The following is a 17,995-nucleotide window of genomic DNA, read 5'->3' as shown; positions in this document are numbered from 1 at the left end:
GCTAACGCCCGGCGGGGACAGGTGTGTTCCCACCCGGGAAGCCCACGGCCCACGCCGTGGGAGGAGGGTCTCTGGGGCCCAGGGCCAAGTGGGAGGATGTGGCCATGAAGTATGCCGAGCACATCGTCGACCTCGTGGGCAACACCCCGCTCGTGAAGCTGAACTCCGTCACTGACGGGATCGCCGCGACCGTTCTTGCCAAGATCGAGTACATGAATCCGGGCGGGTCCGTGAAGGACCGCATCGCCGTCAAGATGGTCGAGGCCGCCGAGGCCTCGGGCGCCCTCAAGCCGGGCGGCACCATCGTCGAGCCGACGAGTGGCAACACCGGCGTCGGCCTCGCCCTGGTCGCCCAGCGCAAGGGCTACAAGTGCATCTTCGTGTGCCCGGACAAGGTGAGCGAGGACAAGCGCAACGTCCTCAAGGCCTATGGCGCGCAGGTCGTCGTCTGCCCCACCGCCGTCGCGCCGGACCACCCCGACTCCTACTACGAGACCTCGGACCGCCTCGTGCGCGAGACCGAGGGCGCGTGGAAGCCGGACCAGTACTCCAACCCCAACGGCCCGGCCTCGCACTACGAGACCACCGGTCCCGAGATCTGGAACGACACCGACGGCGCGCTCACCCACTTCGTCACGGGCATCGGCACTGGCGGCACGATCACTGGCACCGGCCGCTACCTGCGCGAGCAGAGCGAGTCCCGTGACGGCGGCCGCGTCCAGATCGTCGGCGCCGACCCCGAGGGTTCGGTCTACTCCGGCGGCACCGGTCGCCCCTACCTCGTCGAGGGTGTCGGTGAGGACTTCTGGCCAACCGCCTACGACCCCAAGGTCGTCGACCGGATCGTCGCCGTCTCTGACGCGGACTCGTTCGAGATGACCCGTCGCCTCGCCCGCGAGGAGGGCCTGCTCGTCGGTGGCTCCTGTGGCATGGCAGTCGTAGCGGCTCTCGAGGTCGCCAAGGACCTGCCGGCAGACGCGGTCGTCGTCGTCCTGTTGCCGGACTCGGGTCGCGGCTACATGTCCAAGATCTTCAGCGACGACTGGATGAGCTCCTACGGCTTCATGCACTCCGACGCGACCACGACGGTCGGCAGCATCCTCCACGCCAAGTCCGGCGAGATGCCTGCGCTCGTGCACACGCACCCGGGCGAGACGATCCGCGACGCCATCGAGATCCTGCGCGAGTACGGCGTCTCGCAAATGCCCGTCGTCAAGGCCGAGCCGCCCGTCATGACCGGCGAGGTCGCCGGGTCCGTGAGCGAGCGCGAACTACTCGAGCTGCTGTTCGTCGGCAAGGCGCACCTGTCCGACTCGGTCGAGAAGCACATGGGCAAGGGACTGCCGCTCGTCGGTTCTGGTGAGCCGGTCGCCACCGCGCGACACGAGCTCGAGACGGCCGACGCGGTCCTTGTCATCGAGGGTGGCAAGCCGGTCGGTGTCCTCACCCGGGCCGACCTCCTGGGTCACCTCGTCGACTGATCCCAGCCTCAAACACACGGCGGCGTATGCCGGGAACCCAGCTTCCCGGCATACCCATCGAGAGCAGGAACACACCCGCAGGGCTCACGGCGCATGCGGGTGTTTCCGTACTCTCGAGTAGTGAACGCCTACCCGCACCTGCTCGCCCCGATCGACCTCGGCCACGTGACCCTGCCCAACCGTGTGGTCATGGGTTCGATGCACACCGGCCTCGAGGATCGGGCGCGTGACTTCCCCAAGCTGGCGGAGTTCTTTGCCGAGCGGGCGCGTGGCGGGGTATCGCTGATCATCACGGGCGGATTCGCGCCCAACATTGCTGGCACGCTGCTACCGCTGGCCTCGAAGCTCACGACGTCGCGCGAGGCTCGTCAGCACCGGGTCCTCACCGACGCCGTGCACGGGGCCGGTGGGCGGATCGCGCTGCAGCTGCTCCATGCCGGGCGCTACTCCTACACGCCGTGGTGCGTGGCCCCGTCGGCCATCAAGAGCCCGATCAGCAAGTTCACGCCGCGTGCCCTGTCGGCCCGCGGGGTCGAGCGGACCATCGCCGCGTTCGTGCGGTCGGCGCGGCTGGCGCGTGAAGCCGGCTACGACGGTGTCGAGGTGATGGGGTCCGAGGGTTATCTGATCAACCAGTTCCTGGCGCCGCGGACCAACAAGCGCACCGACGCGTGGGGTGGGACACCGGAGAAGCGACGACGCCTTGCCGTCGAGATCGTGCGTCGCATCCGTGAGGAAGTCGGTTCGGACTTCTTGGTGATCTATCGCATCTCCGCCGTCGACCTCGTGCCTGATGGCCAGACGTGGGACGAGGTCGCCGCGCTGGCCCATGAGGTCGAGGCCGCTGGTGCGAGCGTTCTCAACCTCGGTATCGGCTGGCACGAGGCGCGAGTCCCGACGATCGTCACCTCCGTGCCCCGCGCGGCCTTTGCGTCGTATGCCGCCCGCCTCAAGTCAGAGACGTCGCTGCCGGTCATCGCGACGAACCGGATCAACATGCCCGAGGTGGCCGAGGGGATCCTCGGTGCCGGGGACGCCGACCTCGTCTCGCTGGCCCGGCCGTTCCTCGCAGACCCCGAGTGGGTGCGCAAGGCCGCAGAGTCACGCACGGACGAGATCAACACGTGCATCGCTTGCAACCAGGCCTGCCTCGACCACACGTTCAAGAGGCAGCGCGCGACGTGCCTGCTCAACCCTCGCGCCGTCCATGAGACCGAGCTGGTCCTGGGGCCGACGCGTTGGGCTCGTCACGTCGCGGTCGTCGGTGCCGGACCAGCGGGTCTCGCATGCGCGACGGCGCTCGCGGAGCGCGGGCACTCGGTCGAGCTGTTCGAGGCGCGCGACGACATCGGTGGCCAGTTCGCCATCGCCCAACGCATCCCGGGCAAGGAGGAGTTCTCCGAGTCGATCCGCTACTTCAGTCGCCGCCTCGAGGTGACTGGGGTGAAGCTGCACCTGGGCCGGGCCGTGACGGCTGCCGAGTTGCGTGACGGTGGGTTCGACGAGGTCGTCGTGGCGACCGGTGTCCAGCCGCGGGTTCCGTCGATTCCCGGTGTCGACCACCCGTCCGTCATGACCTATGCCGAGCTGGTGCGTGGGGAACGCGTGCCCGGGCAGCGTGTGGCCGTGATCGGTGCTGGTGGCATCGGGGTGGACGTGAGCGAGTTCCTCACCGCGCAGCCATCGGCGACGCTCGACCTCGACCTGTGGCGCGCCGAGTGGGGTGTGGGTGACCCCGCGTTGTCGCGTGGTGGGCTGGCGACGGCTGTCGTCGAGACACCCAAGCACGAGGTGATCCTGTTGCAGCGCAAGGCTTCTGGCATCGGCAAGGGCCTCGGCAAGACCACGGGCTGGGTGCACCGTGCTGCGCTCAAGGCCAAGGGTGTCGAGCAGGTGACCGGCGTGAACTATGACCGGATCGACGACGACGGCCTGCACGTGTCATTCGGTGGCGGCGACGATGCTCCGGCTCCGCGGATCATCCCCGTTGACTCGGTGGTGCTCTGCGCCGGTCAGGAATCGGTCCGGACGCTCGCGGACGAGTTGGGTGACAGCGGCATACCCGTCCATGTCATCGGCGGAGCCGATGTCGCCGCGGAACTCGACGCCAAGCGCGCCATCCGCCAGGGCACGGAGCTCGCCGCCCGCATCTGAGACTGAGGGGGCGCCGAAAAACCCCTCGTTCGTGGCCGCCGTGGCACGCTGTCAGGCATGACCGGATGGTGGTGGCTCGTCGTCGTGCTCGCCGTGCTCGGCGTGTTGTTGCTCGGTGTCGGATTCGTGCTGATGCGCAGGGCCCGGCCCACGGCCGAGATCAAGGGTGGCTTCGGCGGTCCGGCAGGTAGTTCGGACGTCGGCGGGCACACCGGCTTCAATGCGCCCGGCCCACGTGATCACTGGAAGGTCGGCGCGCCGCTGCGCATCGCTGGGTTCGCGTCACTCGCAACGGCTGCCGTCATTGGTGTGGCGCTCACCCTCGCCAAGGCCTTCTGAAGTCGGGAAAGAAGGTCCCACACGCGTCCTCGTGCGGGTAGCAGATCTCGCCCATGGAGAATCTGCCAGAGAAGAGGGTGCGCGACGGCATACCCGATTTGTCTGGTCGTGCGGAGTGCCTCAGGTGGGCGGGAGGACGTCTGTCTGAGCCGGGAGGTTCGCGACGCCGATCGGGCACGTCAGGCCATTGGGCCCGTGGTTGCAGTAGCCGTTGGGGTTCTTGTGGAGGTACTGCTGATGGTAGTCCTCGGCGTACCAGAACTCGCCAACGTCCTTGGCTGGCGAGAACTGCGTCGTGATCTCGCCGGCGTTGACGCGGGTCAGCTCGCCCTGGAAGGCCTCGCTGGTCGACCTCGCGGCCGCCTCCTGCTCCGGCGTGGTCCAGAAGATTGCGGACCGGTATGCCGTGCCGACATCGTTGCCCTGCCGGTTGCCCTGCGTGGGGTCGTGGTTCTCCCAGAAGGACTTGAGGAGCAGCTCGGGGGAAGTCTGCTTGGGGTCGTAGGCGATGAGGACGGCCTCCGCGTGACCGGTGCGGCCGGTGCAGGTCTCCTCGTAGGTCGGGTTCGGGGTGAAGCCACCGATGTAGCCCGCAGCCGTCGTCACGACACCCGGGAGCTGCCAGAAGATGCGCTCGGCACCCCAGAAACATCCCATGGCGACATAGAGGACCTTGGTGCCCTCGGGCCACGGGCCCTCGAGCGGCGTGCCGAGCACCTCGTGGGTCGCCGGAACCATGAACGGTCGGGTCTCACGTCCGGGCAGAGCCTCGGCGGCGGTGGGCAGCGTGGTCTTGGCGCGTGATCCGAACATGGGGCACTCCTGATCATTGGGGACTCCCTCGTTCAATGTTCCGCAGGACTCAATGATTCCCCAACGAGCTGCGGCGACTGGCGGACGCGACGGGACCTGCGCCCCTACCGTGAAGAGATGCCTGATCAACCCGTGTCTGATCGGAGCCGACGGATTCAGGACGTCACTCCGTTCCGAAAGCTCTTCGCGTTCCTGCGCCACTCCGGGTACGACAAGCGTCGGCTCGACCCCGAAGTCTTCGACTTCACCTTCGGCGATCCACACGAGATGGCCACCTCCGAATATGTCGAGGCGCTGCGAGACGCCGCGCTGCCACAGGACGAACTCTGGTTTGCCTACAAACAGAGTGAACTCGCCGCACAGGAGGCTGCGGCGGCCGCGCTTCGCAAGGTCGTTGACCTGCCGTGGACGGCCGATCGCATCCGCATGTCGACGGGCGGATTCGGTGCGATCACGGTGTCCATGAAGGTGGTGGCGGACCCAGGCGACGAGGTCGTCTACTCCCTTCCACCGTGGTTCCTCTATGAGGCCCTCGCCGTCGAGGCCGGACTCGTCCCGATCAAGGTCAATGCGCTGCAGCCCAGTTTTGACCTCGATCTCGAGGCCATCGCCGCCGTCATCACAGCGCGCACACGCATCGTCATCGTCAACTCGCCCAACAACCCGACCGGCCGGGTCTATCCACCGGAGACGCTCCGGGCTCTTGCCGACCTGCTCGAGGAGGCGTCAGCGCGCAACGGCCGGCGGATCTACCTCATCTCGGACGAGCCCTACAACCGCATCGTCTTTGACGGCGCGACATTCCACAGTCCCGCGGAGTTCTATCCGTGGACCCTGCTCTGTTACAGCTACGGCAAGACGCTCCTTGCGCCCGGTCAGCGCCTGGGCTACCTCGCCATTCCGCCGGCGATGCCCGACGCGGACCCACTGCTCGAGGCCTTCGAGAGCGTCCAGATCGCTGCCGGTTGGCTGTTCCCCAACGCGGTGATGCAACACGCGGTGCCACGTCTCGAGGAACTGTCGATCGACGTCGCCCACCTCCAGACCAAACGCGACCGGTTCGTCACCGCCCTGCGCGAGATGGGCTACACCGTGGCCTCACCAGAGGGCACGTTCTATCTCTTCCCCAAGTCGCCGATCCCGGACGACGAGGCCTTCGTTGCGGACCTTGCGCAGCGCGGAGTGCTCGTCATGCCCGGCGCCCTCTTCGAAACTCCCGGGTACTTCCGGATCTGCCTCACCGCAACCATGGCCACGATCGAGGCGTCGCTGCCACACTTCGAGGAGGCGCTCCGTTCCACCCAGCCCGGCTGACTCCTCGCGCAGTCGGAAATCGGTGGCATCGGGACTCCTCGGGCGAGGACCATGAGGGCATGTCCGTCCGCATCGTTCGCGTCACCACGCTCGACCCCGCCCAAGCCGATCTGGCGGTCGAGTGGAACGACGTCTTCGTCGCCTCGACCGTGGCCACGATGGGTGACGATCACGACGCCTGGTCGATGGCTTCACTACGGGCCCGCGAGGCGTCCTCGGCGTGGGACCGGCGCTACCTCGCGGCCGTGGACGACGCAGGTCGGGTCCTGTCCAGCGCGAACCTCGCGATGCCGCTGCGGGACAACCCCGAGCTGGCCCTGCTCGACCTCGCGGTCCATCCTGATCACCGTCGCCTCGGCATCGGGACCACGATGTTCGACCACGTCACCGAGGTGGCGCGAGGGGCCGGCCGGACGTCTCTCGTGACGGAGACGGCATACCCGAAGGACGGCACGGATCCGGGGGAGGCATTCGCGCGCATCCACGGCTTCGACATGGCCCAGACGAACCACCGCAACGACCTCGATGTCACCGGGTATCGACACGAGCAGGCAAGCGACACACCGGGATACGTCATCGAGACGTCCACTGATGACACGAAGGACGAGTGGCTCGAGGATCGCGCCCATCTGCAGCGGCGCATGAGCACCGACGTCCCGCTCGGCGACCTCGACTTCGAGGAGGAGGACTGGGACGTCGAGCGGCTCAAGGGTGAGCGCGAGGCGACGGCGAAGAGCGGCCGCCGCGCCGTCGAGTCCGTGGCCCGCCACCTCGACACCGGCCGGCTCGTCGCCTTCACCCAGCTGCAGATCCCCACGGCGGAGCCGGTTCTCGCCTATCAGCAGGACACTCTCGTTCTCCGCGAGCACCGCGGCCACGGGCTCGGCGCAGCAGTCAAGGCCGCCAACATGCGCACGTTGCGCGCCGAGTCCCCCCAGACCAGGATCGTCCGCACCTGGAACGCCCAGGAGAACGGGCCGATGATCGCGGTCAACGAGGCGCTCGGCTACCGGACCACGGCCATCCTGCGCGAGTGGCAGAAACGGCTCGGCTGACGCGAGCCGAACCGGCTCGCCCGAAGCGGTCGGGACCACGCGGCATACCCTGTCGTCATGACTGACGAGACCCTCGGCTTCTCCACCCGCGCCCTCCACGCAGGGCAGGACCCGGACCCCACGACGGGTGCCGTCGTGACCCCGATCTACCAGACGTCGACCTACAAGCAGGACGGCATCGGCGGGTTCCGCAACGGCTACGAGTACAGCCGCTCCGCCAACCCGACGCGCACTGCGCTCGAGACCGGGTTCGCCGCGCTCGAGGGTGGTGAGCGTGGGTTTGCGTTCGCGTCCGGTCTCGCCGCCGAGGACACCGTGCTCCGTGCGCTCCTCAGCCCCGGCGACCACGTCGTCGTGCCCTCGGATGCCTATGGCGGCACCTACCGTCTCTTCAACAAGGTCCTGTCCCACTGGGGCGTCGAGCACACCATCGCCGCGATCGCCGACAACGACGCCGTGCGCGCTGCGATCCAGCCGGGCAGGACCCGCATCATCTGGGTCGAGACGCCCACGAACCCCATGCTCGGCATCGCCGACATCAAGGCGCTCGCCGAGATCGCGCACGAGGCCGGCGCGCTGCTCGTCGTGGACAACACCTTCGCCTCGCCCTACCTCCAGCAGCCCCTTGCGGACGGCGCCGACCTCGTCCTGCACTCGACGACGAAATACTGCGGCGGCCACTCCGACGTCGTCGGTGGCGCCGTCGTCGTCGGTCACGGCGTCACCGTCCCGTGGTTCGACAACGAGTCCGCGAGCGATCGGGTTGCCTTCCACCAGAACTCGATGGGTGCCATCGCCGGGCCGTTCGACTCGTGGGTCGTGCAGCGCGGGCTCAAGACGCTCGCCATCCGCATGGAACGCCACTGCGACAACGCCGAGAAGGTCGTCGAGTTCCTCCAGGGGCACGACGGCGTCACCGCGGTCCACTACCCGGGCCTGCCCGACCACCCCGGCCATGAGGTCGCGGCGCGCCAGATGAAGCGCTTCGGCGGCATGGTCGCCTTCCGCGTCAAGGGCGGCGAGGACGTCGCCGTCAAGGTGTGCGCCGAGACGCAGATCTGGACGCTTGGTGAGTCGCTCGGTGGAGTCGAGTCGCTGATCGAGCACCCGGGACGCATGACCCATGCTTCGGTCGCGGGCACCGAGCTCGAGGTCCCGTCGGATCTCATCCGGCTCTCCGTCGGCATCGAGGACGTCGAAGACCTCATCGCCGACCTCAAGCAGGCTCTGGACCGCCTCACCTGACGTGTCACTCGTCCTCTGCGTCGATGTCGGGTCGACCTTCACGAAGGCCGTCCTCGTCGACGTGTCGTCCGGCGTGTTGGTCGCAGCAGCGTCTCACCCGACGACCGTTGACACCGACGTCATGGACGGAGTGGATGGCGTATGCCGTGCGCTCGCCTCCCATGGTCCCGTAACCGAGACGCTCGTCTGCTCGTCCGCAGGCGGCGGGCTGCGTATCGCCGTCGTGGGCTACGAACGCGAGGTGACGGCGGAGGCGGGGCACCGGGTGGCCCTGTCAGCGGGCGGTCGGGTCGTCCACGTGTCGGGGGGCCTGCTGTCGGGGGAGGGGGTGCGCGAGTTGCGAGCGGCCGCACCCGACCTCGTGCTTCTGGTCGGCGGGACTGACGGTGGCAACGCAGATGTGTTGCGACACAATGCAACTCGACTGGCCAATGCCCGCGTCACCATGCCCATCGTCGTCGCCGGCAACGCCGAGGTCTCCCTCGAGGTGTCGGCCGAGCTCGAGCGAACCGGGCGTCGTCACAGCGTCACGAGCAACGTCCTTCCGCGCATCGGGGTCATCGCCCCGGATGCCGCGCGTGGAGCCATCCGGGCAGCCTTCCTCGAGCACGTCATCGGCGGCAAAGGCCTGTCCCGAGGGCGGGGATTCACCGAGCTGGTCCGTGCGGCAACCCCCGATGCCGTCCTTCAAGGGGTCGAGCTGCTGGCCGACGTGCGCGGTGAGGACGTCATGGTCATCGACATCGGTGGCGCGACGACCGACGTCTACTCGGTGCTCCGACCCCAGGGAGAGGACGCCGAGATCGAGCGCGACGTCGCCGGCTCGATGTGGCACGAACGCACCGTCGAGGCCGACCTGGGCATGCGGTGGAACGCTCTCGGCATCGTCGAGGCCGCTGCTCGCGAGCACCTTGCGCTGTCGTCCGGAACCGATGCGTATGCCGCTCACGTCGCCTCCGCGACTGGTCACCGCGCGTCGACGCCGGGGGAGTGGGTGCACGAGTCCGACCTGGCCCGGGTGGCCGCGGTGGTTGCTGCGCGACGGCACGGTCGTCCGCGGGTCGTCGGAGACAGGCCGCGCCCGCTCGCCGACGTCGGACTCGTCCTCGGGTCCGGCGGTGTGCTGCGGCACGGCCCGGACGGAGTGGCTGACGGTGTCCTTGGCGCGCTCGTGAGCGACCATGCCGGCGGGTGGACGGTCCCTGCGGCTGCGACGCACGGCGTCGACACGGCATACGTGCTCTTTGCCTGTGGCCTGCTCGGGCACGCGTACCCGCAGGCGGCGCGCGCGCTCGCTCGAACCGTGGTCTGAGGGCTTTCCCCGAAAAGGGGGTGGGCGCTGTCGGTGGCCGGCTCTAGGCTCGTTGGCATGAGTGAAGACGCCGCTCCATCTGCTGTTCGTCCCCTTCTCGACCTCGTCGTCCTTGACTGCCCCGATGCTCTCGAGCTCGGTCGTTTCTATGGTGAAGTCCTCGGCTGGAGCCTTGAGGCGGACTCTGACCGCGACTGGGCCACCCTGGAGCCCCCGGGTGGGGTCATTGCACCTGACCGGCTCGATGGTCGGACGACCCTCGCCTTCCAGCGCATCGACGACTTCGTCGCACCGACGTGGCCCGCAGGCTCGCATCCCCAGCAATTCCACCTGGACTTCGCGGTGCCCGTCATCGCCGCGGCTGAGCCCGCGGTGCTCGCTGCCGGAGCCACTGTGGCTGCGGAGCAGCCGAGCGAGAGCGGCAGCTTCAAGGTCTACCTCGACCCGGCCGGACATCCGTTCTGCCTCTGCGGGGAGCCGTCATGACCAGCGATCACGTCATCGAGGCCGAGAGTCTCGTCAAGAAGTTCGGTGACTTCACCGCCGTCGACGACGTCAGTTTCGTGGTGCCCAAGGGGTCCGTCTTCGGTCTGCTCGGGCCCAACGGAGCGGGCAAGACCACGACAGTGCGGATGATGACGACGCTGGCCGTTCCCACGAGTGGGTCTGCCCGCGTCGCCGGTCACGACGTGGTCGCCGAACCCGAGGCGGTGCGCGCGAGCATGGGCCTCACCGCCCAGAGTGCCACGGTCGACGACCTGCTCACCGGTCGCGAGAACCTCCGCCTCATCGGTGATCTCTACGGCCTCGACCGCGGATTCGTGCGCAAGCGGACCGATGAGTTGCTCGAGCAGTTCTCACTGACCGAGGCGGGCGACAAGGTCGTCAAGGACTACTCCGGCGGCATGCGGCGACGCATCGACCTCGCGGTGAGCCTGATCGCCCACCCGCCGGTGCTGTTCCTCGACGAGCCGACGACCGGCCTCGACCCGCGCAGCCGCGTCGAGCTCTGGGACGTCCTGCGCGACCTCGTGCGGGACGGCACAACGCTGCTCCTCACGACTCAGTACCTCGACGAGGCCGACCAGCTCGCTGACAACATCGTGGTCATCGACAAGGGCAAGATCATCGCCCAGGGCACGCCGCTGGAGCTCAAGAACCAGTCGGGCGCTGCCAGCCTCGTCGTGACCGTGTCGCGCCACGACGAGGTCCACCAGGCGGCCGAGCTGCTCCGTGGAGTCGTCGGCGAGGTCCACGTCGACGCCGACGCCCGCAAGCTCGTCGCTCCCGGGGGCGACGTCGGTGCCCTGACGCGCATCGCGACGCAACTTGATGAAGCCGGCATCGAGGTCGACGACCTCGGCATGCAACGTCCGAGCCTCGATGACGTCTTCCTCGCGCTCACCGGACACAAGGCCGAAGACACGAGCAACCAGGAAGAGGTGTCGGCATGAGCGCCGCCACGCAAGCCGCGGTCCTCGACCGCACCGCTCCGCGACCCTCTGGCGCGGGTCAGCTCCGCCAGATCACGACCCTGGTCCGGCGCAACCTCACCCACATCAAGCGCCAGCCCGAGATGCTCACCGATGTGACGATCCAGCCGATCATGTTCGTGCTGCTCTTCGCCTATGTCTTCGGTGGCTCCATCCAGGTGCCGGGCGTCGACTACAAGCCCTGGCTCCTGCCGGGGATCATGGCGCAGACGATCGCGTTCAGCGCGTTCATCGTCGCCATCGGCCTCAACACCGACATCGGCAAGGGCATGGTCGACCGACTGCGCTCCCTGCCGATCCAGCGCTCGTCAATCCTCGTGTCCCGCAGCATCGCGGCACTCATCCACTCGAGCATCGGCGTCGCGGTCATGTCGGTGACCGGGCTGTTCATCGGGTGGCGGATCAACGAAGGCGTGCTCAAGGGTCTGCTGGGCTACGCCCTGCTCCTGATCTTCGGCTTCGCGATGATCTGGGTCGGCATCCTTGTCGGCTCGGCGATGCGTTCGGTCGAGGCCGTCAACGGGTTGATGTTCACGACGATCTTCCCGATCACCTTCCTCTCCAACGCGTTCGCGCGCACCGAGGTCATGCCTCCGGTGTTGCGCACCATCGCGGAATGGAACCCGATCAGTTCTCTCACCCAGGCCATGCGCGACAACTGGGGCGTGGGTGGGTCCCCGGTGCGAGCCGATGCGCCGTGGCCCCTGCAGAACCCCGAGCTCTCGACGATCATCTGGTCCGTCGCGATCACGCTGATCATCGCCCCGCTGGCTCTGCGGGCCTTCAACAAGCGCACCACCGACTGAGCGGCTGAGCAGGCGCACGCCACCTCGCCTGGGCCGGCGGTCTGCGATGGATAGGGCGCGGTCACCCTGGTGCACTGCTGCGCCCCACCGCAGCAGTGCACAGGGTTGGGTGAGCATTGCTGCGCCTCACCGCAGCAGTGCACAGGCGGGGCGACGTGCGTGCCCGGCGGTCGATACTCTCGCGCCATGACACCCACATCGTCGTCGGTGACGGTCGCGCAGATCCGCGCCGCCGCTGACCTGCTCTCCACCGTCATTGCTCCCACACCCATGGAGTTCAACCGCGGTCTGTCGGCGCGAGTCGGCGCCGACGTCTTTCTCAAGTGCGAGAACCTCCAGCGCGCCGGGTCCTTCAAGATCCGTGGCGCCTACAACCGCATGTTCCACCTCACCGCTGACGAGAAGGCGCGGGGTGTCGTCGCCGCCAGCGCGGGCAACCACGCGCAGGGTGTCGCCCTCGCCGGACAGATGCTCGGCATCGCGGTCAAGGTCTACATGCCTGTGCGCGCGCCGATGCCCAAGGTGTCGGCCACCAAGGCCTACGGCGCCACGATCGAGCAGATTGGCGAGACCCTCGACGAGAGCCTCGTCCACGCCCGGGCCTGGGCGCAGCAGACCGGTGCGATCCTCATCCACCCGTTCGACCACGACGACATCGTGGCCGGACAGGGCACCTGTGGCCTCGAGATCCTTGAGCAGTGCCCCGACGTCAAGACGATCGTTGTCGGACTCGGCGGCGGCGGACTGCTCGCCGGTATCGCCGTCGCCGTCCGAGAACTCAAGCCTGATGTGCGCATCATCGGCGTGCAGGCCGAGCAAGCCGCGGCATACCCGGCATCCCTGGCCGCGGGGCACCCGCTGGCCGCTGCGAAAATGTCGACCATGGCCGACGGGATCGCCGTCGGCCTGCCTGGTGACGTGACCTTCCCACTCGTGCGCGACCTCGTCGACAGCGTCGAGACTGTGAGCGAGGGCGGCATGTCGCGCGCCCTGCTCTTCCTCCTCGAGCGGGCCAAACTTGTCGTCGAACCGGCGGGTGCCTCAGCCGTCGGCTGGCTCCTGGAGATCTCCGAGACCGAGACTTCCGAGTCCGAGAAGATCGAAGGACCGGTCGTGGCGGTCCTGTCGGGGGGCAACATCGACCCGCTCCTCATGCTGCGGATCATCCGGCACGGACTGGTTGCAGCCGGCCGCTACCTGCAGTTCTCGGTGCGTGTCCCCGACACACCCGGCTCCCTGGCCGCCATCCTCGCCGACTGCGCCGGTGTCGACGCCAACATCCTCGAGATCGAGCACATTCGCACGGGTCCGCAGATCAACGTCGACGAGGTCGAGATCGCCCTGCGGCTCGAAACGCGTGGCCCCGAGCACCGCGAGCGCGTCCTCGCAGCCATGCGCGCCAAGGGCTACGTCGTTATCCACGACAGAGAAGCCCAAGCCTGAACTGATGGATCGCTGGACTGCTGAAACTGCTGCCGGCCAGACCGTCCCCAACTCATCCAATTTGACGGTTGGGGACGTGCAACCTTCAACGTCCCGAACCGTCCAATTGGGTGGTTCGGGACATGACGAGAGGGCGCTCACCCGCAACGGGGGAGCGCCCTCTCGGGTCAGATCTGAAACGGTCAGCCGGTGAAGGGCTTCGCGGAGATGATCTTGACGTCGATCTGCTTGCCGTTGGGCGCCTCGTAGCTCGTCGAGTCACCGGCCTTCTTGCCGTTCACTGCCGAGCCGATGGGCGACTGCTCGCTGTAGACCTGCAGGGACCCGTCGGCGATCTCGCGCGAGCCGAGGAGGAAGGTCTCCTCGTCGCCGAACATCTCGACCGTGACGAGCATCCCGGGCTCGACGATGCCGTTGTCGGGAGGGGTCTCACCGATGGTGGCGTTCTCGAGAAGCTGAGTCAGCTGGCGGATGCGGGCCTCGTTCTTGCCCTGCTCTTCGCGGGCCGCATGATAGCCGCCGTTCTCCTTCAGGTCGCCCTCTTCGCGGGCGGCCTCGATCTTGGCCACGATGTCGGCCCGACCGGGTCCGGAGAGCTCGTCGAGCTCGGCCTTGAGGCGGTCGAACGCCTCTTGGGTCAGGTAGCTCGTCTTGACGACGGTCTCGCTCACAGAAGTTCACTCCTCGGGTGCCCTCGAGCGGGCGACGTCAGCCGCCTGAACAAGGGGATGTGGTCCTACGTGAAAGGGTCCGGGGCCTGAACCTCGTGCGGTTCGGTGGGCCCCAGACCCGTTGGTGCAAAGAACAAGGATAGCAACGTCCCCGCAGGAAAGCACGTTGTTGCAGGCCACAGGGTGACCGGAAGGCGCAATCGGTAGGTGCAATGACCCGAATGCGCCATCAGTGAAAGACAGGTCAGGGAACGCGCACGCAGGACTGGACGACGCCGACGACCGAGCGGGCGCTCGTGCGGACCGCCACCTCGCGGTGCACCGATTTCGCTCCGGCCGGCACCTCGTCCGTGATCGTGCCGACGCGTCCGTGGCGCGTGTCCTGCGCCTCGATGGTGCACCGCACAGCCGCACCATCGGGCCGGTGCACGTCATAGCCCACCGCGATCTCGGAGTCGCTCAGCACGTCGTATGTCGTGACGACGGCGGTGAGTGCGTTTGCGGAGGCGAGGGCGAACCACACGATGACCGCCAACATCAGGGAGATCCCCACGGTGCCGATGACCCACCAACGAGTGGTGCCGGGGGCGGGACGAGGAAGGGGCATCGGGGGTCCTGGGTCGAGAGTGGGTGCGCGTGCAACGAGTGCGAAGATGGAGCGAAGCCCATTGTCGCCTGTGCGACCACCCGATCCTCAAAGGACCCCTCTCGTGGCAGAACGCCTCCGACTCATGTGTGTTCACGCACACCCCGACGACGAGTCGAGCAAGGGCGCAGCGGTGATGGCCAAGTACGTCGACGAAGGCCACGACGTCCTCGTCGTCTCGTGCACCGGCGGTGAGCGCGGAGACGTGCTCAACCCCAAGCTTGCCGACGACGCGCACATCCTGCGCGACCTCGTCCAGGTGCGCCGCGACGAGATGCGCCGCGCCCAGGAGATCCTCGGCGTTGACCACACCTGGCTCGGTTTCGTCGACTCTGGTCTGCCCGAGGGCGATCCGCTCCCACCGCTGCCGGACGGATGCTTCGCGCTCGAGCCGACCGATGTCACGACCGAGGCCCTCGTGCGCGAGATCCGGCGCTTCCGCCCGCACGTCATGACGACCTATGACGAGAACGGCGGCTACCCCCACCCGGACCACATCATGTGCCACACCGTGTCGATGGCGGCCTTCGAAGCGGCAGGTGACCCCACGGCATACCCCACCGCAGGTGAGCCCTGGCAGCCGCTGAAGATCTACTACAACCAGACCTTCAGCCGCGGACGGGTGGTCGCCTTCCACGAAGCCCTCACGGCTCTCGGGGAGGAGAGCCCGTATGCCGCGTGGCTCGAGAACTGGCCCCCGGAGCGTGACCGCGTGGTCACCACCCGGGTGAAGTGCGACGAGTGGTTCGAGCGTCGCGACCAGGCGCTGCTCGCGCACGCGACGCAGATCGATCCCGACGGCAACTTCTTCAAGGTCTCGCGCGAGGAGCAGGCGCGGGTCTGGCCGTGGGAGGACTATGAGGCGGGCTTGTCCTACGTGCCCATCGTCGACGGCGAGGACGACCTCTTCGCTGGATTGCCGACGGACCTTGCCGAGGCCGATGCCATGGCGACGTCTCAGGACCTCACCATCGTGCACGACGGACGCAAGGAACGAACCGCATGATCACCTCGATGCTCGCCCACATCGTCCTGCTTCCGCTGTCGGTGTCCCCCAGCCCCAGTCCCAGCACGGCGACGGAGGGCACGCCGAGCCAGCAGGCAGCCCCGGGGCTCTGGGCCTTTGTCGCGTTCCTCTTCCTGGCGATCGCGCTGTGGTTCCTCATGCGCAACATGAACGCGCGACTGCGTCGGATGTCCTACCGCGCGAAGGCTGCTGAGGATGCCGACAGCGGGTCAGGCGCGGTCGTAGAGCGCGATCGAGGCGGCGATGTAGTGCGTGATGAAGGCGAGGATCGTCAAGGTGTGGAAGATCTCGTGGAACCCGAACCATCGGGGCGACGGGTTGGGTCGCTTGATCCCGTAGACGATGGCACCGATCGTATAGAGCGCCCCGCCGGTGATGACGAGCGTGACGACCGTGGTCCCCGCGTGATTCAGTAGCGGGCCAAGGAAGAAGATCGCGACCGACCCCAGTGCGACGTAGACCGGCACATAGAGCCAGCGAGGCGCGTGGATCCACAGGAGCCGGAAGGCAACTCCGGCGATCGCACCACCCCAGACGATCGCCAGCAGGGTGATGGCTTGGTTGCGGGGGAGTAGCAGCGCGAACGGCGTGTAGCTGCCCGCGATGATGAGGAAGATGTTGGAGTGGTCGATCCGCTTCAGGGCGTTGCCCCAGCGGGGTGACCAGTCGCCGCGGTGATAGACGGCCGACATCGCAAAGAGCAGCACCGCCGTCAGGGTGAAGACGGCGGCCGAAGCCCTCGCCTGGACCGTGTCGCCCAGCACGACGAGGACGAGCCCACCGATGAACGCGATCGGTGCCATTGCGAGGTGCAGCCAACCGCGCAACTTGGGCTTGACCACGTCAAGCACCGCATCGACGCGCTCTTCGAGGGCGTCGATGGTGCGGGGTTCACGGCGGTTGTCCATATTCCTCCCAACGATACCTACGTTTGCGTAGGTTCCGAGCCGGCGAGGTGGCCTGCGTCTCGTTGTGCGCCCAGCGGTACGGTGACGACATGGCGTTCAGTGATGTTCTCTATGCGGCATACGAGCGTCGGCTGACCAAGCGCCTGCCTCCCGAGAGTGTTCCTCGCCATGTCGGCGTCATGCTCGACGGAAACCGCCGGTGGGCCAAGGCCCGGGGTGCCGGCACGAGCGAGGGTCACCAGGCCGGTGCCGACAACATCGCCAACTTCCTCGCCTGGTGCGAGGAGGTGGGGGTCGAGGTCGTCACCCTCTGGCTGCTCTCGACCGACAACCTCAGTCGTGCCGAGTCCGAGCTCCGTCCACTCCTCGGCATCATCGAGCGGGCCGTCGACACGCTCGCCGACTCGGGCCAGTGGCGACTCCACATCGTCGGCGCCCTGACGCTCCTGCCGACCGCGACGCGCCAACGCCTCGAGGCAGCGGCGGCGCGCACCGCCGACGTCGACGGCCTCCTCGTCAACATCGCTGTCGGCTACGGCGGCCGGCGCGAGATCGCCGACGCCGTCCGGTCGTTGCTCCTTGAGCACGCAGGTCGCGGCACGACGATCGAGGAGCTGGCTGAGGTGCTCGACGTCGAGCACATCGCCGAACACCTCTACACCAAGGGTCAGCCCGACCCGGACCTTGTCATCCGCACGTCGGGGGAGCAGCGACTTGGGGGCTTCCTGCTGTGGCAGAGCGCCCACTCCGAGTTCTACTTCTGCGAGGCCTACTGGCCCGACTTCCGCAAGGTCGATTTCCTGCGGGCACTGCGGGCCTATGGCGATCGGCAGCGCCGGTTCGGCGCCTGACCGGTCGGCCTGACGCACTCGGACTTGACCCGCTCGAACCGACCCGATCTGCGCCACATTCGGCGCACCAGTCCCATATGTCTCATCTGTCACATGGGCGCCAGATGAAGCCTGTGTAAACACCTCGACACACCCCCCGGCTTGCGTGACACGTGAGCGTGGCCCAGTCGTAGCGTCACCTCTAACGCGTCACCCTGATGCGTTCGGGAGGCCCATCGCATGGAGCACACCACGCTCCGGAGGAGGGACCGGTCCCGGCTCCCTGCTCGTGGCAGTGGGCCGACCGGGATCCGCACCTTCGAGTCAGCGCACGACGTGCGCGCCTAGGAGCCCCGCCGTGGCCACATCCTCGCGTTCCACCGCTACCTCACCGACGACCACCGCCGGGAGCACCCGGCAGCGCAAGCGCGAGAGCGCGAAGGGGGCGGCCACCTCCA

At 67.6% G+C, this 17,995-nt stretch carries 17 protein-coding genes; 13 read left to right on the top strand and 4 right to left on the bottom strand.

What is annotated here, in order from left to right:
• Positions 1-104: 104 nt before the first annotated feature.
• The 3 genes from V6K52_RS15865 to V6K52_RS15855 all read left to right on the top strand — a co-directional run bounded on the left by V6K52_RS15865 (position 105) and on the right by V6K52_RS15855 (position 3,974).
• Positions 105-1,481 (top strand): cystathionine beta-synthase, encoded by a 1,377-nt coding sequence (locus tag V6K52_RS15865; protein WP_353951089.1) that lies wholly within the window; start codon positions 105-107, stop codon positions 1,479-1,481.
• A 120-nt stretch (positions 1,482-1,601) separates the two neighbouring features.
• Complete coding sequence (locus V6K52_RS15860; protein WP_353951088.1) at positions 1,602-3,635, top strand: NADPH-dependent 2,4-dienoyl-CoA reductase; 2,034 nt, start codon at positions 1,602-1,604, stop codon at positions 3,633-3,635.
• A 57-nt stretch (positions 3,636-3,692) separates the two neighbouring features.
• The gene (locus V6K52_RS15855) at positions 3,693-3,974 is read left to right on the top strand and encodes a hypothetical protein (RefSeq protein ID WP_353951087.1); all 282 of its coding nucleotides are present in this window, start codon (positions 3,693-3,695) and stop codon (positions 3,972-3,974) included.
• Between the two features lie 120 nt (positions 3,975-4,094).
• Here the strand turns inward: V6K52_RS15855 and msrA are convergent, their stop codons facing one another.
• Positions 4,095-4,787: a peptide-methionine (S)-S-oxide reductase MsrA gene (gene msrA / locus V6K52_RS15850; protein WP_353951086.1), complete on the bottom strand. Its 693-nt coding sequence runs from the start codon at positions 4,785-4,787 to the stop codon at positions 4,095-4,097.
• A 117-nt stretch (positions 4,788-4,904) separates the two neighbouring features.
• Here msrA and V6K52_RS15845 point away from each other — a divergent pair, with 117 nt between their 5' ends.
• The 8 genes from V6K52_RS15845 to ilvA all read left to right on the top strand — a co-directional run bounded on the left by V6K52_RS15845 (position 4,905) and on the right by ilvA (position 13,455).
• Positions 4,905-6,101, top strand: a complete 1,197-nt coding sequence (locus V6K52_RS15845; protein ID WP_353951085.1) for an aminotransferase class I/II-fold pyridoxal phosphate-dependent enzyme — start codon at positions 4,905-4,907, stop codon at positions 6,099-6,101.
• A gap of 59 nt (positions 6,102-6,160) precedes the next feature.
• Positions 6,161-7,156 carry a GNAT family N-acetyltransferase gene (locus V6K52_RS15840; protein WP_353951084.1) on the top strand — a complete coding sequence of 332 codons (996 nt, stop codon included), beginning with the start codon at positions 6,161-6,163 and terminating at the stop codon, positions 7,154-7,156.
• A gap of 57 nt (positions 7,157-7,213) precedes the next feature.
• Positions 7,214-8,401, top strand: coding sequence for a cystathionine gamma-synthase (locus tag V6K52_RS15835; RefSeq protein WP_353951083.1), 1,188 nt, complete (start codon positions 7,214-7,216; stop codon positions 8,399-8,401).
• Between the two features lies 1 nt (position 8,402).
• Entirely contained in the window at positions 8,403-9,713 is a 1,311-nt protein-coding gene (locus V6K52_RS15830; protein ID WP_353951082.1) for a glutamate mutase L, read from the top strand.
• A 57-nt stretch (positions 9,714-9,770) separates the two neighbouring features.
• Complete coding sequence (locus V6K52_RS15825) at positions 9,771-10,199, top strand: VOC family protein (RefSeq protein WP_353951081.1); 429 nt, start codon at positions 9,771-9,773, stop codon at positions 10,197-10,199.
• Positions 10,196-11,167 (top strand): ATP-binding cassette domain-containing protein, encoded by a 972-nt coding sequence (locus V6K52_RS15820; RefSeq protein ID WP_353951080.1) that lies wholly within the window; start codon positions 10,196-10,198, stop codon positions 11,165-11,167. Before V6K52_RS15825 ends, V6K52_RS15820 begins: the two co-directional genes overlap by 4 nt.
• Entirely contained in the window at positions 11,164-12,012 is an 849-nt protein-coding gene (locus V6K52_RS15815; RefSeq protein ID WP_353951079.1) for an ABC transporter permease, read from the top strand. Before V6K52_RS15820 ends, V6K52_RS15815 begins: the two co-directional genes overlap by 4 nt.
• A gap of 186 nt (positions 12,013-12,198) precedes the next feature.
• On the top strand, positions 12,199-13,455 hold the full coding sequence (gene ilvA, locus V6K52_RS15810; RefSeq protein ID WP_353951078.1) for a threonine ammonia-lyase: 1,257 nt from the start codon (positions 12,199-12,201) through the stop codon (positions 13,453-13,455).
• Between the two features lie 182 nt (positions 13,456-13,637).
• On the opposite strand, the gene greA is transcribed toward ilvA, so the two are convergent.
• Together greA and V6K52_RS15800 are read right to left on the bottom strand one after the other, a co-directional pair.
• On the bottom strand, positions 13,638-14,126 hold the full coding sequence (greA, locus tag V6K52_RS15805) for a transcription elongation factor GreA (RefSeq protein WP_353951077.1): 489 nt from the start codon (positions 14,124-14,126) through the stop codon (positions 13,638-13,640).
• A gap of 244 nt (positions 14,127-14,370) precedes the next feature.
• Positions 14,371-14,733 (bottom strand): DUF4307 domain-containing protein, encoded by a 363-nt coding sequence (locus V6K52_RS15800; RefSeq protein ID WP_353951076.1) that lies wholly within the window; start codon positions 14,731-14,733, stop codon positions 14,371-14,373.
• A 103-nt stretch (positions 14,734-14,836) separates the two neighbouring features.
• Between V6K52_RS15800 and mca the strand changes: the two genes are divergently transcribed.
• Positions 14,837-15,778 carry a mycothiol conjugate amidase Mca gene (mca, locus tag V6K52_RS15795; RefSeq protein ID WP_353951075.1) on the top strand — a complete coding sequence of 314 codons (942 nt, stop codon included), beginning with the start codon at positions 14,837-14,839 and terminating at the stop codon, positions 15,776-15,778.
• A 230-nt stretch (positions 15,779-16,008) separates the two neighbouring features.
• Here the strand turns inward: mca and V6K52_RS15790 are convergent, their stop codons facing one another.
• Entirely contained in the window at positions 16,009-16,707 is a 699-nt protein-coding gene (locus V6K52_RS15790; protein ID WP_353951074.1) for a hemolysin III family protein, read from the bottom strand.
• 89 nt (positions 16,708-16,796) lie between these two features.
• On the opposite strand from V6K52_RS15790, the gene V6K52_RS15785 reads away from it, so the two are divergent.
• Positions 16,797-17,558, top strand: a complete 762-nt coding sequence (locus V6K52_RS15785; protein ID WP_353951073.1) for an isoprenyl transferase — start codon at positions 16,797-16,799, stop codon at positions 17,556-17,558.
• The last annotated feature ends 437 nt before the right edge of the window (positions 17,559-17,995 follow it).

This window comes from Knoellia sp. S7-12, from assembly GCF_040518285.1.
Lineage (GTDB): Bacteria > Actinomycetota > Actinomycetes > Actinomycetales > Dermatophilaceae > Knoellia.
The sequence above is the reverse complement of the archived record's forward strand: the minus strand, read 5'-3'. Positions and strand labels throughout refer to the sequence as shown.